This window comes from Pseudomonas sp. LJDD11 (assembly GCF_024584215.1).
GTDB lineage: Bacteria > Pseudomonadota > Gammaproteobacteria > Pseudomonadales > Pseudomonadaceae > Aquipseudomonas.
This window is the reverse complement of the sequence record NZ_JANJFL010000002.1, coordinates 184074-210326: the sequence shown is the minus strand read 5'-3', so window position 1 is coordinate 210326 and position 26253 is coordinate 184074. Positions and strand designations below refer to the sequence as shown.

The following is a 26253-nucleotide window of genomic DNA, read 5'->3' as shown; positions in this document are numbered from 1 at the left end:
CCGCACCCGCGCCGCCCCAGCCCCCCTTCCCGCTTGGAGGGGGGGCCTCGACCCACGCACACCAACAACAGCGCTATAACCCCGCCTGCATCCGCACTTTCATCGCTTCGGCATCCCGGCCAAAGCTGCCAGTGGCCAACAGCAGAAAGATCAGGGTCGTCAGCAACGCAACCGGGATCAGGTACATCGCCCCGTGCAGCCCTACAGCCTTGAACACTTCGGTCATTTCGCCTGCGCCAGCGGCGAGCATTGCCTGCTGGGCAAAATGATCGGACAGCAGCCCCACCACCACCGGCCCCAGGCCGCCACCCAGCAAATATAACCCGGCAAAGAACACCGCCATGGCCGTTGCGCGCAAGCGCGGCTCGACCACGTCCTGAATCGCCGGGTAGACACAGGTATAGAAGTTATAGGCAAACAGCCAGCCCAGGCTGAACACCGCCACAAACAAGCTGATCGCCACCAGCCCGGCATGCAAGGCATAAGCAGTGGCCAGCGTTGCCACCAGCATGCTGAATGCGGCGAACAACAACCGACCGTTGAGCGAGCGCTCATGTAATTTGTCGGCCACTACGCCGCCCAGGGTCAGGCCGATCAAGCCGGTCACACCGACGATCACACCGGTCGCGACCGCTGCTTCCTGCAAGGACACCTGAAAGTAGCGCTGCAGCATCGGCACCATGAACGAGTTGCATGCATAAGTCGCGAAGTTATAGGCCAACCCGGCCAGCACCAGCCAACGGAAGGTGGCGATGCTCAACAGCCGCCGGATCGGCCGCTCGATCGGCGCTTCGCTGACCACCACGCTTTCGGCCGCACCACGTCGCGGTTCGCGAATGAAGAACATGAACAGCGCCAGGATCAAGCCCGGCACTGCCGCGATGAAGAACGGTGCGCGCCAACTGTCGAAGGCCTTGACCATCGAGCCGATGGTGAAGAATGCCAACAGCAGCCCCAGCGGCAGGCCAAGCATGAAGATGCCCATGGCCCGCGCCCGGCGCTGAGCCGGGAACAGATCGCCAATCAGCGAGTTGGCGGCCGGTGCATAACTGGCCTCACCAATCCCCACCCCCATGCGCACCAACACAAAGCTCCAGAAATGACTGACCATGCCGTTCACGGCCGTCAACCCGCTCCATACCGCCAGGCCCACCCCCATGATGGTCTTGCGCGACCCGGTATCGGCCAGACGCCCCAGTGGCAAGCCGGCAATCGCGTAGACCAGGGTAAAAGCTGTACCCATCAGGCCCACCTGAAAATCGCTGAGCGACCACTCCTTGCGGATCGGCTCGGCCACGATGGCCGGGATGGCCCGGTCAAAAAAGTTGAACAGGTTGGCCAGGAACAACAAAAACAATATCCGCCAGGCGTTATCGGCCTGATTGGCAACATCCGACAGAGGCTTATTCATCCGGGCGTCCTTGCGAAGGGAATCGAGTGGTACACAGACTAGTCACGATCCGGCCAAGCACTCGGACATAGTCTGTAAACATTCATTACTGAAACCGGCCATTTGAGGCGAATGGCGGCAGACAACTTGCTTGGCAAAATAAATTTCGACGGAACTGGCAGCTTTTTTTCTGCTTCTATAATGGTATCGACGCGCCATTGCCCCCGCTGCATGGCGACCCCGGCAGTGAACACACAGGGCTCGCTATGGAATGGCCGAGTTTGCATGTCTACGTTGGCGTACCTGATTCGGGTCAACTGCTGCTCAACTGCAGCCATAACATCTTTCTGGTCGCGCTGGCCTTTGGGGTCATCTGCGCCGCCTGCTACGCAACCCTGGAAATTGCCGAGCGGACCGTCAATGTCGAGACCCGCCGTCACCAGCGGGTCTGGCGCGCACTGGGCGCGTTGTGCCTTGCCGGCGGGGTGTGGGCCATGCATTTCATCAGCATGCTCGCGTTCGAGGCGCCACTGAGGATTACTTTCGACCTGGGCATTACCCTGGCATCGCTTTCATTTGTAATGTTTGCCGGCTACGTGGCGATCCGCAGCCTGAGCCGACCCGGGCTGACTGCCCTGAACTGGCTGGCCAGTGCCGTTTTGATCGGCCTGGCAATCAGCGCCATGCACTACACCGGCATGGCGGCCATGCGCTCGGATGCCTCGCAGTATTACGAACCGAAGTTGTTCAGCCTGTCGATTCTGATCGCCATCATGGCCAGCGGCGCTTTGCTGGTTATACCGCGCCGTTTGCGCAAAGGCAGCGGCATGTTTCATCAGATGTACCGCTATGCTGCCAGCGTGCTGCTGGGTGCCGGCATCCTGGCGATGCACATGACCGGCATGCAAGCCTTGCAGCTGGTGCTGCCGCTGGACGCGCCACTGCAATTGCCCAGCACCGAGAACGGCCAGCAACTGGGCATGACGATTGCCGCCATTACTCTGCTGATCATTGCCGGCAGTATCAGCGCCGCTATGGCCGACAAGAAACTGCAGAGCAAGGAGCGTGACCTGGAGCGGGTCAACACCCTGCTCAGACAGCTTGACCAGGCGCGGGTCTCGCTGCAGCAAGTGGCGCATTACGATCCGTTGACCAACCTGGTCAACCGTCGTGGTTTCAACCAGCTGTTCACCGAACGGCTCATTGAGCACAGTGCAACCGGCGCTCTGCTGGCGGTGATGTTTCTCGATATCGACCACTTCAAACGCATCAATGACAGCCTTGGCCACGATGCCGGGGACGAATTGCTCAAGGTGATTGCCGAGCGGATCCGCAGTGCCACCCGAACCCAGGATGTCGTGGCGCGCTTTGGTGGTGACGAATTCTGCATTCTGATCAGCCTGCCGGAATACGACGAGGCCCGGCACTTGGCGAACCGGGTCATGCAAAAGATGAAAGAACCCATCGCCCTGGCCGGCCGACGCATGGTGATGACCACCAGTATTGGCATCGCGGTGTTTCCACGCGATGGTGAGACCAGCGACGAACTGCTCAAAAATGCCGACCTGGCCCTCTACCAGTCCAAAGGCAACGGTCGCAACCGGGCGCACTTTTTCAGCCCGGCACTCAAGACCCGGGCAAGCCTGGAACTGCATCTTGAAGAAGAACTGCGTAACGCACTGCGCGAAGAAACCGGCCTGCAGGTGTTCTATCAGCCAATCATCGACTTGCGTACCGGACATGTAGCCAAGCTCGAAGCGCTGGTGCGCTGGGAGCATCCGCAACACGGCTTGCTCAGTCCGGACCGGTTCATTGGTATCGCCGAAGCCAACGGCCTGATCTGGGAACTGGACAACTGGGTGATGCGCCGCGCCTGCAAGGATCTGGGTGCACTGCGCCTGGACGGTTTCGACAAGCTGATCATCGCGTTCAACTGCTCGGCCCTGAACCTGAGCCGCGATGAGCTTGCCGATGAAGTGGAGGACGCCCTGCGCCAGGCCAATGTCGCCCCAGGGCGTCTGGAACTGGAGGTGACCGAGAACGCCCTGATGGGTAACATCAGCAACACCATTTTGCTGCTCAAGCGCATTCGCAGCATGGGTGTATCCCTGTCGATCGACGATTTCGGCACTGGCTACTCTTCGCTGGCATATCTCAAGCGCTTGCCGCTGGACACCCTGAAGATCGATCGCTCATTCATCCAGGACATTCCTCAATCACCCCAGGACATGGAAATCGTCCACGCAATCATTGTCATGGCTCACACCCTGCACCTGAAGGTCGTCACCGAAGGCGTGGAAACCCCCGCCCAACTGGACTTTCTCAGCCAGTACGCCAGCGATTACGTACAGGGTTATCTGTTCAGCAAACCCCAGCCGCTGGAGCGGCTGCTGCCGATGATCAAACAGATGAATGAACGCGATCCCGTCAGCCTGTGGCCGGCCTCGATGATGCTTCAGGCCCGCCAGCAAGACGCCGAAGCCCCCCGATCACTCGACCTGTTCAGCGAGCTGCCCGCCAGCCAGGACCATTACTCGCAAAACAGCCCGACCCGTACCAAACGCTCGCGCTGGTCGGATTGAAGTACCGGACATGGATGCCGTTATAGCCTTTTGCTACCCTTCCAGCCTATGGATGAAGCAGCTCCCTGAATCGGCGCAAAACCATGCACCGTTATTGTGCGCAAATCACGCAAGCGCCCTTTCCTGGATCACAACCCAAGGTGCGACGACCACCGCCCACAGTTGCGGATCACGTTCGACAAAGTCCAGAGCCCTTGTTTCAGAGAGCTTGCTGACGCGCTCTTCGGCCATCCAGGCAGAGATTTTTGCGGCATCGTTTTCGGCCATGGCTTCGGCCACGGCGATCAGATCCAGATCGGGTGCGACCCACAACAGGGCACCCTTCGCAAAGAATGGTTGCAATTGCTGCCAGGGGATAACCGCCGTTTCACCGAGGAGTTTGGCATAGAGGGTGCTAGGGTCTTGGCTCATGGGTCTCACCGAAGGGAAAATCGGCGCAATCATAGCGCTGCCAACCCCGGAGAAAAACCCGCCGATACTGGTCCGGCCCCGCTTCGGGCGGCGCATTGCGCGATCTGAGGCAAACGATTGCATGAAGCGGGCGCCCTTAAGCGCCAAAAAAGCGGAATTACAGAGAAATTCTATAAGTTTCTGTCAATCAGGCGACATACATCGGTTCAGCCTCGAACAGTCAGCTTTTCAAGCGATCCAGCCGCGCTCTAAACTGTGCCGGTACAGTTGGCGTGGTGGTCTGGACCGGTATCGAGCAATTCGGTCCTGCAGCCTCGGCCGTCAGGATTATAAAAATTACAACGCAAGAGTGGAGCATCATGATCAAGGGTACCAAGAAGCTTTCCAAGCTGTTCGCAGCACTGGTAATGGCCGGCGTGGCCAGCCATTCGTTCGCAGCCGATACCATCAAGATCGGTATTGCGGGTCCCAAGACCGGCGCTGTCGCCCAGTACGGCGACATGCAGTTCAGTGGCGCCAAGATGGCGATTGAGCAGCTCAATGCCAAAGGCGGCGTTGATGGCAAGAAGCTCGAAGCGGTCGAATACGATGACGCCTGCGATCCCAAGCAAGCCGTTGCCGTGGCCAACAAAGTGGTCAACGACGGCGTGAAATACGTCATCGGCCACCTGTGCTCCAGCTCCGCCCAGCCAGCTTCGGATGTCTACGAAGACGAAGGCATCATCATGGTCACCCCGGCCGCCACCAGCCCTGAGCTGACCGCACGTGGCTACAAACTGGTGTTCCGCACCATCGGCCTGGACAGCGCCCAGGGCCCGGCCGCTGGCGAGTACATCGCCAAGCAGGTCAAGCCTCAGGTCGTTGCGGTCATCCACGACAAGCAGCAATACGGTGAAGGCATCGCCACCGCGGTCAAGCAGACCCTGGAAAAAGACGGCGTCAAGGTCGCCCTGTTCGAAGGCATCAACGCCGGCGACAAGGACTTCTCTTCGCTGATCGCCAAAATGAAACAGGCCAACGTCGACTTCGTCTACTACGGTGGCTACCACCCTGAGCTGGGGCTGATCCTGCGCCAGGCCAAGGAAAAAGGCCTGAAAGCCGGTTTCATGGGCCCAGAGGGCGTGGGTAACGCGTCGATCTCGCAGATCGCCCAGGACGCTTCCGAAGGTCTGCTGGTGACCCTGCCAGCTTCCTTTGACCAGGACCCGGCCAACAAGGCACTGGTCGATGCGTTCAAGGCCAAGAAAGAAGACCCGAGCGGTCCGTTCGTGTTCCCGTCCTACGCTGCCGTTCAGATCCTTGCCGAAGCGATCGGCAAGGCCAAGAGTGAAGACACCGACAAGGTAGCGGCCGTGCTGCGCGCCAACACCTTCAAGACCCCGACCGGCGACCTGTCGTTCGACGACAAGGGCGACCTGAAGAACTTCAAGTTCGTGGTCTACACCTGGCACAAAGACGGCACCAAGACCGAAGCCCCTGTGAAGTAACTTCACACCTTCGATCAACACCAGAGCCCACTGCAACCGCAGTGGGCTTTGTTTTACGAGGTGCGTGGGCTCCACAAGACTCCATCGCCACCTGAACAACTCGAAGCCACACTGGCTCACTGGATTTGCGTCAACGCGGGGAGCAATACCTTGACGCGCAACGGGGACACGATTGGCCAGTGAACCTCAGTGTAGGCCTTCAGGAGCGCTGTAATGCCCGAGATAGACATCTATCATTTCTTTCAACAGCTGGTTAATGGCCTGACCATTGGCAGCACCTACGCCTTGATCGCCATTGGCTACACCATGGTCTACGGCATCATCGGCATGATCAACTTCGCCCACGGCGAGGTGTACATGATCGGCTCCTACGTGGCCTTCATCGCCATCGCCGGGCTGACCATGATGGGCCTGGGCAGTCTGCCCTTGATCATTACGGCGGCCTTCGTGGCCAGTATCGTGGTGACCAGTGCCTATGGTTACAGCATCGAACGGGTCGCCTATCGACCGCTGCGTGGCAGTAACCGTCTGATCCCGCTGATTTCCGCGATCGGCATGTCGCTGTTCCTGCAGAACACGGTACTGCTGGCGCAAGACTCCAAGGACAAGTCGATTCCCAACCTGATTCCGGGCAACTTCGTGTTCGGCTCGGCCAGTACCCATGAAGTGGTCATTTCCTACATGCAGGTGCTGATCTTCATCGTCACCGTGCTGACCATGCTGGGCCTGACCTGGTTCATCTCCCGCTCTCGCCTGGGCCGCGCCTGCCGTGCCTGCGCCGAAGACATCAAGATGGCCAACCTGCTGGGTATCAACACTAACAACATCATCGCTCTGACCTTCGTCATCGGTGCCGCCCTGGCCGCCGTTGCAGCAGTGCTGCTGAGCATGCAATACGGGGTGATCAACCCCAACGCGGGCTTTCTGGTCGGGATCAAAGCCTTCACTGCCGCAGTATTGGGTGGTATTGGCAGTATTCCGGGCGCAATGCTCGGCGGTCTGGTACTGGGTGTAGCCGAAGCCTTCGGCGCCGATATCTTTGGCGACCAGTACAAAGACGTTGTGGCGTTCAGCCTGCTGGTTCTGGTGCTGCTGTTCCGGCCGACCGGTCTGCTGGGCCGTCCGGAGGTTGAAAAAGTATGAGCAAACAACTCAAATCGGCGTTTTTCAGCGCCTTGCTGGTGCTGGCCGTGGCCTACCCGGTGCTGGGTCTGAAGCTGGAAATCGTCGGCGTCAATCTGGCGGTGCTCAATGCCAGCAGCACGACCATCGCGGTGATCCTTTGTGCAGCACTGGCAATGTTCCTGCGCGTACTGTTCAGCGAGCAGATCTCTGCCGCCTGGCGCTCCTCGCCAGGCCTGCCGGTGATGCCGGCCAAGGCCAGCAACTTCCTGACCCTGCCGAGCACCCAGCGCTGGATCATCCTGGCGATGGTCATGGTCGCTCTGGTCTGGCCGTTCTTCGGCTCACGCGGCGCGGTGGATATCGCCACCCTGATCCTGATCTACGTGATGCTGGGCCTTGGGCTGAACATCGTGGTCGGTCTGGCCGGCCTGCTCGACCTCGGCTACGTGGGCTTTTACGCCGTGGGCGCCTACAGCTACGCGCTGCTGTCGTTCTATTTCGGCCTGAGCTTCTGGGTCTGCCTGCCGATTGCCGGCATGATGGCGGCGCTGTTCGGCTTCCTGCTGGGCTTTCCGGTGCTGCGTCTACGCGGTGACTATCTGGCAATCGTGACCCTGGGTTTCGGTGAAATCATTCGTCTGCTGCTGCGTAACCTGACCGGTTTCACCGGCGGCCCGAACGGTATCAGCAACATCGAGAAACCGACCTTCTTCGGCCTGTCGTTCGAACGCAAGGCGGCTGAGGGGATGCAGACCTTCCACGAGTTCTTCGGCCTGCCCTACAACTCGATCAACAAGGTGATCTTCCTCTATCTGGTTGCCCTGATGCTCGCGCTGTTCGCTCTGTTCGTCATCAATCGCCTGCTGCGCATGCCGATCGGCCGCGCTTGGGAAGCGTTGCGTGAAGACGAGATCGCCTGCCGTGCACTGGGCCTGAACCCGACCGTGATCAAGCTTTCCGCCTTCACCCTGGGCGCTGCGTTCGCAGGTTTCGCCGGTAGCTTCTTTGCCGCCCGCCAGGGTCTGGTGACACCGGAATCGTTCACCTTCATCGAGTCGGCGATCATTCTTGCCATTGTGGTACTCGGTGGCATGGGCTCGCAGCTTGGCGTGATCCTGGCAGCAATCGTCATGATCCTGCTGCCGGAATTGATGCGCGAGTTCAGCGAATACCGGATGTTGATGTTCGGCGCCATGATGGTGCTGATGATGGTCTGGCGTCCTCAAGGCTTCCTGCCGATGCAGCGCCCCGAAATGAAATTGAAATCGGAGCCGAGCAAATGAGCCGCCCACTTCTGCAAGCTTCGGGTCTGTCCATGCGCTTCGGCGGCCTGCTGGCCGTCAATGGTGTGGCCCTGACCGTCAATGAAAAACAGGTGGTGTCGATCATCGGCCCCAACGGCGCCGGCAAGACCACGGTATTCAACTGCCTGACCGGTTTCTACAAACCGACTTCCGGCAGCATCCTGCTCGACGGCGAGGCAATCCATGGCCTGGCCGGTCACCAGATTGCCCGCAAAGGCGTGGTGCGGACCTTCCAGAACGTGCGGTTGTTCAAAGACATGACCGCCGTGGAAAACCTGCTGGTCGCCCAGCACCGCCACCTGAATACCAACTTCCTGGCCGGCCTGTTCAAGACCCCGGCGTTTCGCCGCAGCGAAAGCGAAGCGATGGACTACGCCGAGCACTGGCTCGAAGCGGTCAACCTCAAGGAGTTCGCCAACCGCCCGGCCGGCACCCTGGCCTACGGTCAGCAGCGCCGCCTGGAAATCGCCCGCTGCATGATGACCCGTCCGCGCATCCTGATGCTCGACGAGCCGGCTGCGGGCCTCAACCCGCGGGAGACCGACGACCTCAAGGCGCTGATCGGTGTCTTGCGTAACGAGCACAACGCGACCGTGCTGCTGATCGAACACGACATGAAACTGGTCATGACCATCTCTGACCACATCTTCGTGATCAATCAGGGCACGCCGCTGGCTGACGGCACGCCACAGCAAATCCGTGACAATCCCGACGTGATCAAAGCCTACCTGGGGGAAGCGTAAATGCTGCAGTTCGAAAACGTTTCTACCTTCTACGGCAAGATCCAGGCGCTGCACAGCGTCAATGTCGAGGTGCGCAAGGGCGAGATCGTCACCCTGATCGGTGCCAACGGCGCCGGCAAGTCCACTCTGTTGATGACCCTGTGCGGCTCGCCGCGCGCCCATAGCGGCAGCATCCGCTACCTGGGTGAAGAACTGGTGGGCCAGGAGTCCTCGGTGATCATGCGCAAGAGCATTGCGGTAGTGCCGGAAGGCCGCCGGGTGTTCGCCCGCCTGACCGTCGAAGAAAACCTCGCCATGGGCGGTTTCTTTACTGACAAGGGCGACTATCAGGAACAGATGGACAAGGTCCTGCACCTGTTCCCGCGCCTCAAGGAGCGCTTCAGCCAACGCGGCGGCACCATGTCCGGCGGCGAACAGCAGATGCTTGCCATTGGCCGCGCGCTGATGAGCAAACCCAAGCTGCTGCTGCTCGACGAGCCTTCGCTCGGCCTGGCACCGATCATCATCCAGCAGATCTTCGACATCATCGAGCAACTGCGCCGTGATGGCGTGACGGTGTTTCTGGTCGAGCAGAACGCCAACCAGGCCCTGAAAATCGCTGACCGCGCCTATGTGCTGGAAAATGGCCGGGTGGTGATGCAGGGCAGCGGTGAAGACCTGCTGGTCGACCCGAAAGTGCGTGAGGCTTATCTGGGCGGCTGACGTTCCATTCGCCAGCAGAGCCGCCTCCCACAGGTACCTGTCGTTCGCCAGATTCCGGCTCGACGCAGGCCTTGTGGGAGGCGCGCTCAAATAGTAGATACACCTGCGACTCGGTGGGAGGCTGCTCCGCAGGCGACGCTCTTCACTTGAGATCCATCCCCGCTGTGCGTAACGTGTCGGCATCTGTCTGTGAGGCCGTCGCATGTCCGCTTTCCGCTCTGCCCTTCTCTTCTCTATGCTGCCGCTGTTCGCGGGCTGCCAACTGCTCAATCTGCAATCCAGCGCCCCGGTCAAGGTTTCAACCGCCGGCATGACCCGTATGCAGGGCACCCTCACTGGCGATAACGGCAAGTTGCTGTTCCAGCCCTGCGGCGAGCCGCGCCGCTATGTGGTGCTGGACCGGGGCAATACCGCCATCCTGCAGGAAGCCGCCGGCCTGGCCGATGCCCAAGGCAAAGTGTTCGCTGATCTGCGCGGCCGCTTCAATGCCAGCAAGGCCGAAGGCGGCGACGGCCAGTTGGACCTGCATCAGTGGTACCGGGTTGAACGCACAGGCCAGGCCTGCGAAGACCCGAACTTCAAGCGCCTGACCCTGCATGCCGATGGCGAGAACCCGGTATGGAACGTGAATGTCAGCGGCAAGGGCATGATCATCGATGTCCAGGGCCAACCACCGGTCGCCCTGCCCTACCTGGAAGAACAACTGCCCGATGGCCGCTTCAACCTGAGCAGCGAAGCCAACGGCCAGCGCGTCGAGCTGTGGGTCGCACCGCAACGTTGTGTCGACAGCAAGAGCGGCGCGCTGCGCCACCTGAGCGCAGAGTTGCGGATCAATGGCCAGGCCGTACGCGGCTGTGGCTATTACGGTGGTTCAAGAAATGACTGACGCATAACATCTAGGCATCGATGCCGCATATAATGCCCGGTTCTTGTAGTGCTGCCGGGCTGAACCTGCGGCCCGAAACCGGATGTGCCTCAATGTTACGAATCAACGAACTCAAGCTGCCCCTCGATCACCCTGATGAAGAGCTGCGTACCGCCCTGGTCCAGCGCCTGGGCATCACCGACAGCGACCTGCTGGATTTCACCGTGTTCAAGCGCAGCTACGATGCGCGCAAGAAATCCACCGAGCTGTTCTTCATCTACACCCTGGACTTCACGGTCCGCGACGAAGCAGCGCTGCTGGACAAACTGGCCAACGACCGGCAGATCGGTCCGGCGCCAGATGTCAGCTATAAGTTCGTCGGCCACGCCCCACAAGGCTTCGATCGCCGTCCGGTGGTCATCGGTTTCGGCCCGTGCGGTATCTTCGCCGGTCTGCTGCTGGCCCAGATGGGCTTCAAACCGATCGTGCTGGAGCGCGGCAAGGAAGTCCGCCAGCGCACCAAAGATACGTGGGGGCTGTGGCGCAAAAGCATCCTCAACACCGAGTCCAACGTGCAGTTTGGCGAAGGCGGCGCCGGCACGTTCTCCGACGGCAAGCTGTACAGCCAGATCAAGGACCCGTTGTTTCATGGTCGCAAAGTACTCCATGAGTTCGTCAAGGCCGGTGCGCCGGACGAAATTCTGTATGTCAGCAAACCGCACATCGGCACCTTCCGCCTGACCGGCATGGTCGAGAACATGCGCGCCGAAATCATCGCGCTGGGCGGCGAGGTGCGTTTCGAGCACAAGGTCACTGACCTGCTGATCGAAGACGGCCAGCTACAAGGCGTCGAACTGGCCAACGGCGAGCGCATCGACTCGCAACATGTGGTGCTGGCGCTGGGTCACAGCGCCCGTGACACCTTCCGCATGCTGCACGGGCGGGGCGTGTACATGGAAGCCAAGCCGTTTTCGGTAGGTTTTCGGATCGAACACCCGCAGACCCTGATCGACCAGGCGCGACTGGGCAAGTATGCCGGCCACCCGAAACTGGGTGCGGCCGACTACAAGCTGGTGTATCACGCCAGCAACAACCGTTCGGTATACAGCTTCTGCATGTGCCCGGGCGGCACAGTGGTGGCAGCCACTTCCGAACCGAACCGCGTCGTGACCAACGGCATGAGCCAGTATTCGCGCAACGAGCGCAATGCCAACTCCGGCCTGGTGGTGGGCATCGACCCCGAGCGTGACTACCCCGGCGGACCACTGGCGGGCATCGAGTTCCAGGAGCGCCTGGAGTCGCTGGCCTATGAGCTGGGCGGCAGCAACTATGAAGCGCCGGCGCAACTGGTCGGTGATTTCATTGCCGGCAAGGCGTCCACCGCACTGGGCAGCGTCGAGCCGTCCTACAAACCCGGCGTGAAACTGGTGGACCTGGCCCAGGCCCTGCCGGCCTTCGCCATCGATGCGATCCGCGAAGCACTGCCGGTGTTCGACCGGCAGATCAAGGGCTACGCCCTGCATGACGCCGTGCTCACCGGGCTTGAAACCCGCACCTCGGCGCCGGTGCGCATCACCCGTGGCAAAGACATGCAGAGCCTCAACGTCAAGGGGCTGTACCCGGCGGGTGAAGGCGCAGGCTATGCCGGCGGCATTCTGTCGGCAGGTGTGGACGGTATCCGCATTGCCGAAGCGGTAGCGCGAGATCTGCTGGGCATCGCTGATTGATGACAGGCGGCTGGGCGGTCCTCCGCTCAGCCGCGACCAACGATAATTTACAGAAACGTCCTACAGTATTAAGAGACGCTTCCACCACAGAATCTGTGGGGGGCCCGTTAAACTTTTCGCAACTCCGGACACCCCCGTAGCTGTGCAAAATGCTGGCGCAACGCCCGCTGTTACGAACCCGGTGTCTTTTCTTCCCTCTGGAGAGCGATCCGGCCCATGCGCACTACGATCATCCGTTTCTTTCAACTCGAAGCCGCCGGTGGCCTGCTGCTGATCGCCGCCGCTGCCGCGGCGCTGATCATCAACAATTCGCCACTGTCCTGGCTGTACAATGCCTTTCTCGAGGCCCCGGTAGTCGCCCAGATCGGCAGCCTGCAAATCGCCAAGCCGGCATTGCTATGGATCAATGACGGGCTGATGGCGCTGTTCTTGCTGGTCATTGGCCTGGAGGTCAAACGCGAGATCCTCGAGGGCCATCTTTCCAACCCTGCACAGATCATCCTGCCCGGCGCGGCCGCCATCGGCGGCATGGTCGTGCCAGCCGCCATCTACGTGCTGCTCAATATGAACAACAGCACGGCGTTGGGCGGCTGGGCAATCCCCATGGCCACTGATATTGCCTTCGCACTTGGCGTGCTGGCGCTGCTCGGCAAGCGCGTGCCGTTGTCGCTCAAACTGTTTCTCATGACCCTGGCGATCATCGACGATCTGGGCGCGATCATCGTCATCGCGCTGTTCTATTCAGGTGAACTGTCGCACCTGGCACTGGGCCTGGCGGCGCTGTCATTGCTGACGCTGATCATCCTCAATCGCTTGGGCGTCGTGCGTCTGGCGCCTTACCTGCTGGTTGGCCTGGTGCTGTGGGTGTGCGTGCTCAAAAGCGGTTTACACGCGACCCTGGCCGGGGTCGCCCTGGCAATGTGTATTCCGCTGCGCACCCAGGCCGGTGAAGACTCGCCGCTGTTGAGCCTGGAGCACGGGCTGCACCCTTGGGTGGCGTTCGCCATCCTGCCGCTGTTTGCCTTCGCCAATGCCGGCGTGCCATTGGCCGGGTTAAGCCTGGAAAGCTTCACCCACCCGGTATCGATGGGCATCAGCGCCGGGCTGTTGCTGGGCAAGACCCTTGGGGTATTCGGCCTGACCTGGCTGGTGGTGGCTTGTGGGCTGGCGAAGTTACCGAGCGAGGCTAACTGGGGTCAGGTACTGGGCGTGTCGATCCTGTGCGGGATTGGCTTCACCATGAGCCTGTTTGTTGGCTCACTGGCCTTTGTGCCGGGTGTCAGCCCGTTTGCCGGTGTGGACCGAATGGGCATTCTGACGGGCTCATTGCTGGCCGCGCTGATTGGCTATGCGGTAATGGCCATGGCCAGCGCCAAGCGCTGACAGCCCGAGTTGAGTGGCCGCTACACAAGGCTGCAGCGGCACTCATCACGTTCAGGCCAGCCGCCGCGCCCAGAACGGACGCTCACGGTGACGTACCGGGCCCGCATAGGTGGCCGCCAGATGAGTAAAGTAACGGTCCTGGACCTGCTGCATTTCGGACCAATAGGCGTGCGCAGCAAGGTCGTTGCCTTGCAGATAGCCTTCGATGGCGCTGGCCGCACTGTCAGCCGACGCCAGCGTGTGGAATAAACCTTGCGACGACAGCGGATCGAAAGCCAGCACAGCGTCACCGACCGCGTAGAAGCCTGGCCGCTGCGCGCACCCGCTCAAGTCCAGCGCCACACTGCCTGCCGGGCAGACATGAGTCTGCGCAGCCCCGACATCTGGCGGCAGCACCGCCGCCAACAGCGGCAGACGCCGGGCGCGTTCGAGCAACACCCTGGCGTTACGCAACTCACGCAGTGCCGGATCATCGGCATCCAGATGACAGGCCAGCACCCGTTCACCTGACGGCACACGCACGCTGTACCACCAGCCATCCTGGTCTGCACAAGTGCGGGTACTGCGGTCGACATCGTCCACCTGCGCCGCCAACAGAACATGTACACACACCAGATCATCCGCCGCCTGCCTGCGCAAACCCAGGCTGCGGCACAGCGCTGCATTGCGCCCGGTGGCATCGACGACCACCCTGGCGCGATGCTGCGCCCCCGAATGCTCATCAGCCAGTTGCCAATGCGTGCCATCGTGCTGCACCTCAAGCCGCCCGCGCACCGTAGCGTTTGCAGCCCCCGCTTGGTGCGCAGCGTCGCGCAGCATGGCATCAAAACGCATGCGGTCCAGATGCCAGCCTGGACCTGCCGGGTCGCGCAAGGCGTCGAACCAGACCGGCTCGACGCTATCCCAGACAGAGACACTGGCACAGCGCTCGGCATGGCCGTCAGCCAGGAACCGCTCCAGCAGGTTTTGCCGCCGTAACAGCACGGCAGCCGAACCTGGAAGTGATTCACCGATGCGCCATGTCTGCGCCATGCGCGTAGAGCCAGACGGCAATTCACGATCCACCACAAGCACCCGATGCCGCCCGGCCAGTCGACGCGCCAGCGCCGAGCCCGCAGGCCCGGCGCCGCACACGATGACGTCCCAGTGCTGTTGAGGTGCGCACCGTGCTGGCTGAATCACACCCTCGGCGTCCCGGCGATGAGCATTTCACGGATGTCGTGATCAACCAGCTCCTGCGCTTCGGAACTCAAATCATCGCCACCACGGTCCTCGACCTGCATCACATCCGGGAAGTCCGGATCGTTGAGGTCTTTATAACGAACCTCGACGATGCCCTGGCGATCAAAGTGATCCACCATCGTCTGCAGTGGATCCGTGATCCCCAGAGTACGGTTCCAGTCAGAACGCTCATTGAAGGCCCGCAGCCGCTCTTCCTTGCTCAGGCTGGCATCCACAACCTTGCGGTAGTTATCGGCACTGAGGACCTGGTTGGGCACCCGCGCCGGCCAGAAGGTCGGCAAGTGCGGATCATATTGCTTGTCGTAGCCGGAGCGGCAACTGGCGGTATCGGTCTGCCATGGCACCGCCATCCAGCGCGTGATCGAGCCCGGGAACTGCGCATACAGTGGGCCATTGTAGGAAGCCACGCTGGTCGGCGTCAGGTTGGCTCCGTAGTCAGGCTCGGGATTGTCGGCACTGCGGTGACGCCAGCGGTAGGGTTCCATGTACATGGTCGCGTGGCGCACTGGCCAGGTCACTTCACAACCGGGGTGAAATGCATCGGCCAGACAGAATTCCAGCGCGGCACGGTCGAGCGTGGCCGGTTGCTGCTGCAACGGGATCTTGTCGAATTCATACTCCGGAACGTGCTTGGGATCGTAATCGGCAATGAATTTGCCCTCTGCCCAGCGATCCAGCAAAGCCAACTGCGTCGTGCTCAGTGCATTCATCGCACGCGGCGACAGCGGCATCGGCACATTCATCGCATCACCGTAAACCCACGGCCATGGCTTCATCGAAATATCGCCATCTTCCGGGTTACGGAAACTGTTTGCCACCGTGCGGCGCAGTTCGGCATAGGTCTCGCCCGGCTGCGACAGCTTGTGCAAATAGTCCGGTGCCAGGAAATGTTGCGCCATGCCATGGCCGAAGCCGGCCGCAAAGCCGCTGTTCATCCATTGCAGGTCACACATGGCCTTGAAGATCGGCAGGATGTCATCGCGGAACGAGGGATGCAGCGGAGCTGGCAGTTGCCCTGCCTGGACCGCCAGATCAGTCATCAGCGCATAGAGGGTGCGCACTGACTTCTGCTGAGGTCCGTAGTTGGGTGGCGCAACGACCACCCAGGCCGGAGCGACCTCCAGCTCGCGTCCGTCCAGTCGCACGCGGGCGGTCACCGGGCCGTCGCTGGTATCGTCGTACCAGCCATCATTGTTGGCGAAGGTTACCGGTGCCTTGCCGTCGCAGGAGCCGGATTTGCCATGACCGCCGAAAACTTGCAACCGACCATGGGCGTCGGTGCGCAATTCGCCCAGCGGGACCTCGATGTCAAAAAACTTGCCGCCGCTAAAGCGGTACTCATCACCCTGCGCATTCGGCGACTTGATCGTCCGTGCACCCGGCAAGATCGACAGCGCACTGCGTTGCGGGGCTTTCACGTCCGCGTTGCGCCTGGTTGGCGCCAAGCTTGCAGCCTCAGGAATGTCCAGCGCCAGTTCGAAGTTGTACCAGGCAGCCTTGTGGTTGGCGAGTTCCACCGTCCACTCGACCTGTACCTCCTTGTCCATATACAGCTCGCGGACCACTTTGCCCTGTGCGTCATAGCCGTAGATCCGAAATTGCGCGACCTCGCGCTTCAGCGCGCCGGTGCTATCGCGATAAAACCCGGCTGGCTGCGGCTTGGGTTCGACGACCTGCGGTCCGATATAAAACTCGTCCTTTGAATTACCGACCCGTGCAATGCCAATGGACGGGTGAATCTTTGCGTAAACGATATCCTTGTCGCCACTTCTGTCGCCCATTTCGTTTTCCCTTGAAAGAAAAGTCACCATCCGATGTAGGTTTGGCACAGCGAGTAAAGCACAGTAAAAGCATAATGCCATCAACCTTACATTCGAACGTGCGGGCTGGCGGGAAAACAATCTGGCGGGCAAAAAAAACCCGATCACAGTGGATCGGGTTGTTTTTTTGTGAAGCGGATCAAGCTGCGATCAGTGGGTCACCCGGCTGGTGCCGTTGACGGTCATCACCCGGACCCGGTCGCCCACCCGGAATATCTCGTTTTCCTGCACCTGCTGAACATAGGCGCGCATGCTGCCGTCGTCTTCGCGTACGGTGATTTCGACGCCCTGGGTGCGGGTCAGGCCCTCTTCGGTCATCGAGCCGAGCAGGCCGCCGGCGACCGCACCGATCACCGCCGCAACCACACTGCCGCGTCCACCGCCGATAGCGCTGCCGCCCACCCCACCGACCACCGCACCTGCACCGGCGCCAATCGGGGTTTTGGTGCCTTCGATCTTCACCGGACGCAAGGCCTGGACAACCCCCAAGCGTACAGTCTGCACCGCCCGCGCTTCGTCACGCGAGTAGGAATCGCCAGTGAGGTTCGAGGTACAGCCGCCCAGTGTCAACGCCATCGCAGCGAACGAAGCAGCCAGCAATACAGATTTGCGCATGAGGGTATCTCCTGAAGATCGAGTAACCATTAGACTCCCGGCCAGCGATGCCGTCACGACCAGGCAGGCTGCATATCGAGTTCATTCAGGCGCCATACAGACAGGCGCCGAGTGATATTCAGACGGCTGCGGCGGGAGATAATTCAGTTGAGATCCTACGGAGCCAGCCGCTCACGAATCCAGCCATCATTTGTTAAACGATAGTTCAAACGGTCATGCAGGCGACTCGGACGCCCCTGCCAGAACTCGATCCGGTCGGGCACCAGACGGTAGCCGCCCCAATGTGCAGGGCATTGCGGCTGGCTATCAGCGAAGCGCTGTTCAGTGGCGTGCAGCAGTTGCTCAAGCTCGGCGCGGTCGGCAATGACCCTGCTTTGCGGCGACGCCCAAGCCCCCAGCCGGCTGCCCAGCGGACGGACCTGGTAATAATCATCGGACTCTTGCGCGGTGACCTTCGCCACTCGCCCTTCGATGCGTACCTGACGTTCCAGGGTCGGCCAGAAAAAGGTCATGGCGGCAAACGGCTGCCCGGCCATCTGTTGGCCCTTGGCGCTGTCGTAGTTGGTGAAAAAGGTGAAGCCCTGACTGTCCAGAGCCTTGAGCAGCAGCACCCGACAATGCGGGCGACCGTCGGCGTCCACCGTTGCCAGGGTCATGGCATTGGCTTCCACCGGCGCCTGTTCGGTCTTCACCGCTTCAGCGAACCATTGATCAAACAGGGCAAAGGGTTCATCCGGCGCCAGGGCTTCGGTCAGACCGTCGCGGGCGTAGTCACGGCGCATATCGGCCAGGGATGAGGTCATGGGCGGTGCTCCTTCAAGGCTTTGCTGAGCCGGGCAGTTAAGCATAACAGCCCGGCACAGGACAGCTTGAAGCGCTGGCGACCTGCTGGCGGTCAATGTTGGCCGCCAGCAGGTCGCCGCTCAGGTCAGTTGCTGGCCTGGGCGTCGGTCTTCTTGGCGACAGCCTTGGCAGGCTCGGCCTTTTTCGCAGTGTCTTTCTTGGCCGCTTCTTTCTTGGCTGGCGCTGCCTTTTTGGCGGTTTCTTTCTTGGCCGGTGCGGCCTTTTTAGCGGTGTCTTTCTTGGCTGGGGCAGCTTTTTTGGCCGGCGCTGGAGCGGCAGCCGCCGGTTTGACGTCCTGTACCGCGACCAGCGTTGGCGCGACCGCCGGTACGTCATAGCGGCTCATCAGCGCGCGCATGGTGTCTTGGCGGGTCAGCAGGATTTCGACGCGACGGTTCAGGGCACGGCCCTGGGTGCTGTCGTTGGCGGCACGCGGCATCACCGCGCCCATGCCGCGCTGGCTCAGGCGGTTACGTTCCAGGCCGCTGAGGCGGAAGATTGCTGCGACCGACTGGGCGCGCTCCTGGCTGATCTTCTGGTTGGTTTCTTTGGCACCGCTGGTGTCGGCGTGACCGAGAATCAGCACGGCAGTCTTGGCATCGCCCTCGACGGCCTTGGCCAGACGGGTAATCGGCCCCAGGGTCACCGGCAGCAGCATGGCCGGCCGATCCGGGTTGAACGAGGAGTCGACCGGAGCGGTGATGACCAGCAGGTCGTCACGGCGCTCGAACTGGAAATTGCTGTCTTTGATGGCGGTGCGCACCCGCGGCTCGTACTCGTCCAGCCAGGCCTGGGTCAGCTTTGGATCCGGCATCGGCAAGACCTTGGCTTCTTGCGTGGCTTGCTTGCTGTCACTGGAACCGAACGGCCACCACCAGCGGCTGTCGGTCTCGGACTTGGCCACCATGGACGGTGCAGGCTTGGCAGCGGGTTTGTCCTCGGGCTTGCTGGCAACCTTGTCGGCCGCCGCGTCAGCTTTGCCATCGGCAGCAGCTTCGGAGCCAAACGGCCAGTACCATGGGCTGGAGGCGTCAGCCGCAGCATCGGTTTTCGGGGTCTGGGCGCAACCGGTCAGGGCGGCTATGCACAAAGCGATGGCAAGAGTTCTTTTCGAGGACATGGACGACCTACAACGAAAGTGGCAGACAAAAGGACGCGAGCAACGTCGTATAACACGCATCAAGACAGAGTGGAAAAAGAAACCGTTCTACGGTTGGCTTTTACCAGAGAAACTGACAATCGGTATTAAACAAGCACTTATGAGCAATACTTACTGCAAAGACTCACGCAGTATACCCGCCAGTTTCTGGGCACGGGGGTCCATTAGCACGTACGGGCCCAAGGTACTGGTGACAAAGCCAAAGGCCACGTCGTAATCGGGGTCGGCAAAGCCCACCGAACCGCCCGCCCCCGGATGACCGAACGCCCTGGGGCCCAGGCCATAAGTGGCATTGGCGACCGTCGGTTGATCGAGCATGCAGCCCAGCCCAAACCGGGTAGAGGTCAGCAGGGTCTTGTCCTGGCCCAGGCTGTGCTCACGGGTCATCTGACCGAGCAGCTCCGATTCGAGCAGGCTGCCGTCAAGCAAACCGCTGTAGAAGCCGGCCAGGCTGCGGGCATTGCCATGACCATTCGCCGCCGGTTGCTGGAAGCGCCGCCAATCAGGTTTGTTGGTACTGGTCAGGATAGAGGGCGGATTGGTGAAGGCCTTGCAGGTAATCGACTGCGGTTCGCGCATCGTGGCTTGCAGCAGGCGCTGCGCGGCTGCGTCACCGGCGTTGCCTTTGCCACGCGCGATGTGCGCAACACGGTGAAACTCTTCATCGGCCAGGCCGATATGAAAATCCAGCCCCAGCGGTTTGGCGACCCGGCCGACGATGGCATCACCCGGCTCGCGGCCATCGGCGCGGCGCAGCATCTCGCCCACCAGCCAGCCGTAGGTGATTGCCGCATAACCATGGCCCTGCCCCGGCGTCCACCACGGAGTTTCGGCCGCCAGAGCGCCGGTCATGGTGTCCCACTGATACAGCGCTTCGGCCGGCAGCAGGTCACGCAGCGCCGGCAGACCGGCCTGATGACAGAGCAACTGACGCAGGGTAATGGTGTCTTTGCCGGCAGCGGCGAACTCGGGCCACAAACGCGCGACCGGCTCGTCGAGGCGCAGCTTGCCTTCGTCTACCAGTTGCAATGCAGCGACTGCCGCCCATGGCTTGGTGCAGGAAAACAGGTTGGCGATGGTATCGCTGTGCCAGGCCTCGCTGCCGCTCTGGTCAGCCGTGCCGGCCCACAGATCGACGACGGTTTCGCCACCGATCTGGATGCATAGCGCAGCGCCACGCTCCTGGGGATCGTCGAACAGTGCGGCAAACGCCTCACGTACGGCTTCGAATTCAAGCTGGAAATGACCCTGGATCTGCAACGCTTGGCTCCTGGCTGGCGGTTTCGCGGCGGGCTCAGCCGCGCCTGTCAAATGTCGGTTCGCATTGTTTCAGCGATCAGAGCCAATGTGAACCGCGCTTCATGAAATCTCGCGATGAAAGGGTGGCAAGGCATTGAGGATGGCTTTTCCGTAACGCTGGGTCACCAGGCGCCGGTCGAGCAAGGTAATGGTGCCTCGATCAGACTCGGTGCGCAGCAAGCGGCCACAGGCCTGAATCAGTTTCAGCGAGGCGTCGGGCACGGAAATCTCCATGAACGGGTTGCCACCACGGGCTTCGATCCACTCGGCCAGTGCCGCCTCAACCGGGTCGTCCGGTACCGAAAAAGGAATCTTGGCGATCACCACGTGCTCACAGTACGCCCCCGGCAAGTCGACCCCTTCGGCAAAACTCGCCAGGCCGAACAGCACGCTGGACTCGCCGCCGTCGACCCGCGCCTTGTGCTTGTTGAGGGTTTCCTGCTTGGACAGGTTGCCTTGAATGAACACCTGCTTGCGCCAGTCGCGGTCCAGGCCGTCGAACACGTCCTGCATCTGCCGCCGCGACGAGAACAGCACCAGGCTGCCCTTGGAGCCTTCGACCAGCTCCGGCAGGTCACGGATGATCGCCGCGGTATGCTCGGCGGCATTGCGCGGGTCGGCCTTGAGGTCCGGGACCCGCAATACACCGGCGTCGGCATGGTGAAACGGGCTGGGCACTACCGCTGTCACGGCATCTCTGGGCAGGCCGGAGCGCATCCGGTAACGGTCGAACTTGCCCAGCGCGGTCAGGGTTGCGGAGGTGACCAGCGCGGCATGGGCGACATTCCAGAGGTTGCGGCGCAACATCTCAGCGGCCAGGATCGGGCTGGCATTGACCTCAATATCGAACATCGCGCCACTCTCGGCCAGGCTCAGCCAGCGCGCCATGGGCGGGCTTTCGTCCGGGTCTTCGGCCGTGAAGGCGGTCCACAGCTCCCAGTTGCCCTGGGCACGGGCCAGCAGGGCACCGAACAGGGGATACCATTCTTCGGCCTGATGGCTGGCGATGCCGATATTCACCTCGCCGTCCATGCCCTCCTTGAGCAGGTCAGCCAGGCGGGTAAACAGGTCGTTGAGCCGCGAGAAGCCCTTTTTCAGCTCGATGCCGATGTCGCGGATATGCTCGGGAATCACCCCACCGACGAAGCGGTGGCGCGGCCGTTCGCGGCCTTCGGTGTCTTCACCGGCACGAAAGTCCGCCAGTTGCTCGCAGGCCGCAAACATGAACTGCTGCTGGTTTTTCACTTCACGGGCCAGCTCCGGCACCTGCTCGATATAACGCCCCAGGTCGCCCGGCAGCGGATTCTGGGCCAGTAACTTGGTGAGGTTCTTGGCGGTCTGTTCCAGCCAGTCGGCGGTGGAGCGCAGCCGCGTGTAATGGGCGAAGTGGCCGATGGCTTTGTCGGGCAGGTGGTGACCTTCGTCGAACACATAGACGGTATCGCGCGGGTCGGGCAAGACCGCACCACCGCCCAGCGCCAGGTCGGCAAGGACCATATCGTGGTTGGTGACGATTACATCGACCTTGCCCATGCCTTCGCGGGCCTTATAGAAGGCGCACTGCTGAAAGTTCGGACAATGGCGGCTGGTGCACTGGCTATGGTCGGTGGTCAGCCGCGACCAGGTCAGGTCGTCGAGTTCCTGGGGCCAGCTGTCGCGGTCGCCGTCCCATTTGTTGCCAGCCAGTTTCTGCAGCATGCTGTTGAACAGCTTCTGGCTGACTTCGTCGACCTCGATCTTGAAGCCCTCTTCCTCGAACAACTGGGCAGTGGCGCTGTTCTGGTTACCCTCCTGCAACAGCAGGTCGAGCTTGGACAGGCACATGTAGCGACCACGCCCCTTGGCCAGAGCAAAGCTGAAGCTAAGGCCGCTGTTGCGCATCAGGTCGGGCAAATCCTTGAAAACGATTTGCTCCTGCAACGCCACGGTAGCGGTGGCGATCACCAGCCGCTTGCCGGCCGCCTTGGCCGCCGGAATCGAGGCAATGGCATACGCGACGGTCTTGCCGGTGCCGGTTCCGGCCTCCACTGCAACCACCGCCGGGTCCCCGCTACGCCGCCCTTCATCGTCGGTCGCGACATCGCCCAACACCTTGGCGACCTCCGCGATCATCAGGCGCTGGCCGTAACGAGGCTTGAGGCTCTTGGCTTCGAGGAAGCGCGAATAGGCGCCCTGGATCTGGGCTTTGAGTTCGGTGCTGATCATTGGCTCGGGATACGGCAAAAGGCTGGATAAATTTTCAGTGTTTCAAAGTGGGCGCTATCATAGCGCGCTAATGCCATCTGCGCTGAACGCATCGCAGCAAATGCATCGTCAGCGGTCGGACAAATCGCCATCAGGAGCCTTCATGAGCGTATCGACTTTTGCCTACACCCTGCATGTTCTGGCGGCCCTGGTCTGGGTCGGCGGCATGTTCTTCGCCTGGATGATTCTGCGCCCGGCAATCATTGCAGCACTTGAGGGCCCCCTGCGCCTGAGATTATGGGTCCAAGTGTTTCCGCGATTTTTTACCTGGGTGTGGCTCGCCATCGTGATCTTGCCGGTTACCGGGGTGGTGTTTGCCCGCCTGAACTACCCGAGCCTGGAGCTGGCGCCGCGTTATGTGCAGGCGATGATGGGCCTGTATGTGGTGATGGTCGCGGTGTTTCTACGCATTCATTCGTTACAGTTGCCCGAGCTGCGTCAAGCGGTGCAAGCCGAACAGTGGGCCGAAGGCGCCGGGGTGCTGGGGCGCATCCGCCGGCTGGTGGGTATCAATCTGTTGATCGGCCTGGCGGTGGTGGCGCTTGCCGCAGCGCGGCCGGCGCTGTGGTCATAGGTCGGCGTAGCCGCTCAGGCGGCGCCGGTCAGAAACGCTGTACGTTCACCACCCCGGCAGGTCCTGCGGCCCCTGCCTGCCCCGCAGCTCCGGCGGTGCCGGCCTTGCCGCCATCGGCGCGGTAGACGATGCAGCCCTTGGACTCACCGCCCTTGCCTGGTTTACCGCCTTCACCGGCCGCACCACCGGCACCACCGTCGACGTTAACCTTAACGCGCTCGGCAGCAAAGCCCAGCGGCAGCTCCAGACGCACCTGGCCGCCCGCGGCGCCATCATGGCCATTACCACCGGCATCACCGTCATAACCCCGCCCGGCACTGCCCCAGGTGCAACCCGGTGCCTGGCCGTTGGCACCGTCCAGGCCCACGTAGCCTGGCGCGCCGGTGCCGCCACGGGCATCCACCGAGAGTTCCTCAGCCTGCAATGCCTGAATACGCAAGGTCAGGTTGCGTCCCGGTGTCGGCGCTTTCTGATAAGTGCCCGGCGCACCGCGTGCCGTGATCTGGCTGCCGGTGCCCAGTTGCGCCGTGCCGATCAGCACGTTCAGTGGCTGGCTGCCGGGGACGATCGCGATCCGGGCTTCGTGGCCGAGCAGCAGTTGCTCGACCTTCAGATCAGTGACCCCGCCGGGAATCAGCAAGGTGCCGTAATCGGCCACTTCCAGGCGCTGAACCTGCAAGACGGTGCCACTGGCCGGCAGGCGCAACAGCGAATGGGACTGCACCTGAATGTCCTGAGCCATGGCCAAGGGGCTGCACAGGGTGGCGAGCAACAGTAATTTACGCATGACGAGCCTCGACGCGTGGACGGCCGATGGCCTGGAGATGAAAGATACCGAATACAAGAATCTTGCCGCGATCGCGCCAGGGCTGGGCGCGGCCACGCAGGCTGGCATTGAACAGCACCAGCTCCAACAGATGGGTCAGCAGGATCAGGCAACCTGCCATGTCGATTACCACGTCAAAGGGACCGGGAGCACCAACCAGCAGGTTGATCAGCACCACTGCCCAGAACCCCAGCATCAACACTTTTCCCAACCCCCAGAACAGCTTCATTTCAGGCCCCTGATCATGTCGTGTCTGCAAACGCTTGGCTTTCGCATCATGTGCGCAGCGCGCACAGTAACGCCAAGCCAGCACACAATGCCAGTGACGACAGGTAAATGCAGGGGGCAGAGCAGATAACCGGCCCGGCAACAGTCGCCGGACCGGTACAGGGAGCGGTGGATCAGCGGTTGATTTTCACTTCAACGCGGCGGTTCAGCGCGCGGCCTTCAGCGGTCTTGTTGTCCGCGACAGGACGCGACTCGCCTTCACCGGACACCGACACGAACGAAGCGCGTGGCACGCCCGAACTGATCAGGTAATCGGTTACCGAATGCGCACGACGCTCAGAGAGCTTCTGGTTATAGGCATCGCTGCCGACGCTGTCAGTGTGGCCAGTGACGCGCAGTTGCACGGTAGCGGCTTCCTGACGCAGACGGCTGGCAACCACGTCCAGATTGGTGCGGTCGGAAGCGGTCAGGCGCGCCGAGTCGAATTCGAACAGCACTTCCTTGTTGATGTTGATTACCTCTTCACGCGGCAGTGGCGCTGGCGCAGCGGGAATCGGCTCAGGCGCAGGCGCGGCCACGATCGGGCAACCGGTGGCATCGACCGGCGTGCCGCGCGGAGTATCCGGGCACTTGTCGCGGCTGTTCGGTACGCCGTCACCATCATCGTCGCCGTCGCCATGCACCCAGCAATAAGCACCGGCCATCACGCCCACTGCGCCGCCGAGGCTGGCCGCCACCGCTGCGGTCTGGAACGCCCCCACCGCCGCGCCACCGAGGAAGCCGCCAGCGGCACATTTTGGCCAGTCTTCTTTCTGCAAGCCCGCACAACCGGTCAGCACACTGCTCACCAGGATCAAAGGTACCGCTGTCCTAAGCATATTCATTGTTCTGCACTCCCGAGGGGCGGCCGGTTTGCCGCGGAGGTTTTTTGCGACGGCACTTTGCCAGTGCGCTACCGTTTGTCCTTTGCGAAATCGAGAAGGTTCACCGCCGCGGCACAATTAAATTGCCCGCCGAACCGGCGTTTGGTCCCCTGCCACACTGGGTATCGTCGCAAAGGTCCAGACTAGACGATGTGCAGGCATACGGCGAAAAGCCATTTCCCTTACCGGCCGATCCAGTAAACTTTCAGGCCTTGCCCGTTGCCGATAACGCTACGCTTGCACAGTCAAGAGGAACGATGATGACCGCTGCTTTCTCCACCCGCACACCGCAACAGGCGCTGGCCGCCCTGCTCGACCGCTACGCCCCGCAACGCCTGCTGCTGATCGGCAGCGAAACGTTCCCGGCCCTGCAGGCTTTTCGTGAGGCGCACCCAGACACCGAACTGGCCGTCGCCGCGCCCGGGCAACTGCCGACCGAACTGGCCGCCCAACGCTTCGACCTGGCGCTGGTGGTCGATTGCCTTGAACACATCCCGCGGCGCGACGGCCTGCAATTGCTTGGCGGCATCCGCAACCTCAACGCCAGCCGCATCGCGGTGCTGGCTGACCTGCAGGCCTGCGGCTGGCAGGAAACCGACTTCTTCGCCCTGGCCCTGCAAGCCAGCGAACGCTTCAGCCGCGATGAACAGGTGCTGACGCTGTTTACTTACGATTTGCGTGAATACAAACAGGTGCCCGACTGGCTGAATGCCAAGTTCTGGGCCAACCCGGAAAATTTTGGCAAGTACTGGTGGTGATGC

General features: G+C 61.5%; 23 protein-coding genes. 11 read left to right on the top strand and 12 right to left on the bottom strand.

Annotated elements, in window-relative coordinates:
* Positions 1–73: 73 nt before the first annotated feature.
* Positions 74–1411 (bottom strand): MFS transporter, encoded by a 1338-nt coding sequence (locus tag NRB16_RS03520; protein ID WP_253139002.1) that lies wholly within the window; start codon positions 1409–1411, stop codon positions 74–76.
* Between the two features lie 245 nt (positions 1412–1656).
* On the opposite strand from NRB16_RS03520, the gene NRB16_RS03515 reads away from it, so the two are divergent.
* Positions 1657–3972 (top strand): bifunctional diguanylate cyclase/phosphodiesterase, encoded by a 2316-nt coding sequence (locus NRB16_RS03515; RefSeq protein ID WP_257105483.1) that lies wholly within the window; start codon positions 1657–1659, stop codon positions 3970–3972.
* 105 nt (positions 3973–4077) lie between these two features.
* Here NRB16_RS03515 and NRB16_RS03510 read toward each other — a convergent pair whose 3' ends face one another.
* Positions 4078–4383: a DUF2288 domain-containing protein gene (locus NRB16_RS03510; protein WP_045494410.1), complete on the bottom strand. Its 306-nt coding sequence runs from the start codon at positions 4381–4383 to the stop codon at positions 4078–4080.
* Positions 4384–4742: 359 nt separating this feature from the next.
* Between NRB16_RS03510 and NRB16_RS03505 the strand changes: the two genes are divergently transcribed.
* The 8 genes from NRB16_RS03505 to nhaA all read left to right on the top strand — a co-directional run bounded on the left by NRB16_RS03505 (position 4743) and on the right by nhaA (position 13719).
* Positions 4743–5870, top strand: coding sequence for a branched-chain amino acid ABC transporter substrate-binding protein (locus NRB16_RS03505; RefSeq protein WP_253139004.1), 1128 nt, complete (start codon positions 4743–4745; stop codon positions 5868–5870).
* Between the two features lie 213 nt (positions 5871–6083).
* Entirely contained in the window at positions 6084–7013 is a 930-nt protein-coding gene (gene livH / locus NRB16_RS03500) for a high-affinity branched-chain amino acid ABC transporter permease LivH (RefSeq protein ID WP_045488520.1), read from the top strand.
* The gene (locus tag NRB16_RS03495) at positions 7010–8278 is read left to right on the top strand and encodes a high-affinity branched-chain amino acid ABC transporter permease LivM (RefSeq protein ID WP_045488518.1); all 1269 of its coding nucleotides are present in this window, start codon (positions 7010–7012) and stop codon (positions 8276–8278) included. The genes livH and NRB16_RS03495 overlap by 4 nt, the downstream gene beginning before the upstream one ends.
* On the top strand, positions 8275–9042 hold the full coding sequence (livG, locus tag NRB16_RS03490; protein ID WP_045488516.1) for a high-affinity branched-chain amino acid ABC transporter ATP-binding protein LivG: 768 nt from the start codon (positions 8275–8277) through the stop codon (positions 9040–9042). Before NRB16_RS03495 ends, livG begins: the two co-directional genes overlap by 4 nt.
* Complete coding sequence (locus NRB16_RS03485; protein WP_045488514.1) at positions 9043–9744, top strand: ABC transporter ATP-binding protein; 702 nt, start codon at positions 9043–9045, stop codon at positions 9742–9744.
* 202 nt (positions 9745–9946) lie between these two features.
* Positions 9947–10630: a COG3650 family protein gene (locus tag NRB16_RS03480; protein ID WP_045488512.1), complete on the top strand. Its 684-nt coding sequence runs from the start codon at positions 9947–9949 to the stop codon at positions 10628–10630.
* Positions 10631–10722: 92 nt separating this feature from the next.
* On the top strand, positions 10723–12336 hold the full coding sequence (locus tag NRB16_RS03475) for an NAD(P)/FAD-dependent oxidoreductase (protein WP_257105482.1): 1614 nt from the start codon (positions 10723–10725) through the stop codon (positions 12334–12336).
* A 216-nt stretch (positions 12337–12552) separates the two neighbouring features.
* A complete protein-coding gene (gene nhaA, locus NRB16_RS03470; RefSeq protein ID WP_257105481.1) occupies positions 12553–13719 on the top strand; it encodes a Na+/H+ antiporter NhaA in 1167 nt (388 codons plus the stop codon).
* Between the two features lie 51 nt (positions 13720–13770).
* Here the strand turns inward: nhaA and NRB16_RS03465 are convergent, their stop codons facing one another.
* The 7 genes from NRB16_RS03465 to dinG form a co-directional block, all read right to left on the bottom strand.
* Positions 13771–14901 (bottom strand): tryptophan 7-halogenase, encoded by a 1131-nt coding sequence (locus NRB16_RS03465; protein ID WP_257105480.1) that lies wholly within the window; start codon positions 14899–14901, stop codon positions 13771–13773.
* A complete protein-coding gene (locus NRB16_RS03460) occupies positions 14898–16742 on the bottom strand; it encodes a LodA/GoxA family CTQ-dependent oxidase (protein ID WP_045488505.1) in 1845 nt (614 codons plus the stop codon). Before NRB16_RS03460 ends, NRB16_RS03465 begins: the two co-directional genes overlap by 4 nt.
* Positions 16743–16931: 189 nt before the next feature.
* On the bottom strand, positions 16932–17396 hold the full coding sequence (locus NRB16_RS03455; RefSeq protein WP_253113499.1) for a glycine zipper 2TM domain-containing protein: 465 nt from the start codon (positions 17394–17396) through the stop codon (positions 16932–16934).
* A 155-nt stretch (positions 17397–17551) separates the two neighbouring features.
* Positions 17552–18199, bottom strand: coding sequence for a pyridoxamine 5'-phosphate oxidase (gene pdxH / locus NRB16_RS03450; RefSeq protein WP_257105479.1), 648 nt, complete (start codon positions 18197–18199; stop codon positions 17552–17554).
* Between the two features lie 125 nt (positions 18200–18324).
* Positions 18325–19359, bottom strand: a complete 1035-nt coding sequence (locus NRB16_RS03445) for an OmpA family protein (protein WP_257105478.1) — start codon at positions 19357–19359, stop codon at positions 18325–18327.
* Positions 19360–19509: 150 nt separating this feature from the next.
* Positions 19510–20658, bottom strand: coding sequence for a serine hydrolase domain-containing protein (locus tag NRB16_RS03440; protein ID WP_257105477.1), 1149 nt, complete (start codon positions 20656–20658; stop codon positions 19510–19512).
* A 99-nt stretch (positions 20659–20757) separates the two neighbouring features.
* Positions 20758–22902 (bottom strand): ATP-dependent DNA helicase DinG, encoded by a 2145-nt coding sequence (gene dinG / locus NRB16_RS03435; RefSeq protein WP_045488493.1) that lies wholly within the window; start codon positions 22900–22902, stop codon positions 20758–20760.
* 142 nt (positions 22903–23044) lie between these two features.
* Here dinG and NRB16_RS03430 point away from each other — a divergent pair, with 142 nt between their 5' ends.
* Positions 23045–23515 (top strand): CopD family protein, encoded by a 471-nt coding sequence (locus tag NRB16_RS03430; protein ID WP_257105476.1) that lies wholly within the window; start codon positions 23045–23047, stop codon positions 23513–23515.
* Between the two features lie 28 nt (positions 23516–23543).
* Here NRB16_RS03430 and NRB16_RS03425 read toward each other — a convergent pair whose 3' ends face one another.
* The 3 genes from NRB16_RS03425 to NRB16_RS03415 form a co-directional block, all read right to left on the bottom strand.
* Positions 23544–24302: a collagen-like protein gene (locus tag NRB16_RS03425; protein WP_257105475.1), complete on the bottom strand. Its 759-nt coding sequence runs from the start codon at positions 24300–24302 to the stop codon at positions 23544–23546.
* Positions 24295–24570, bottom strand: coding sequence for a DUF1145 domain-containing protein (locus NRB16_RS03420; RefSeq protein ID WP_045488487.1), 276 nt, complete (start codon positions 24568–24570; stop codon positions 24295–24297). Before NRB16_RS03420 ends, NRB16_RS03425 begins: the two co-directional genes overlap by 8 nt.
* Positions 24571–24742: 172 nt before the next feature.
* Positions 24743–25453, bottom strand: coding sequence for an OmpA family protein (locus NRB16_RS03415; RefSeq protein WP_045488485.1), 711 nt, complete (start codon positions 25451–25453; stop codon positions 24743–24745).
* A 299-nt stretch (positions 25454–25752) separates the two neighbouring features.
* On the opposite strand from NRB16_RS03415, the gene NRB16_RS03410 reads away from it, so the two are divergent.
* The gene (locus NRB16_RS03410; protein WP_045488483.1) at positions 25753–26250 is read left to right on the top strand and encodes a DUF6231 family protein; all 498 of its coding nucleotides are present in this window, start codon (positions 25753–25755) and stop codon (positions 26248–26250) included.
* Positions 26251–26253: the final 3 nt, after the last annotated feature.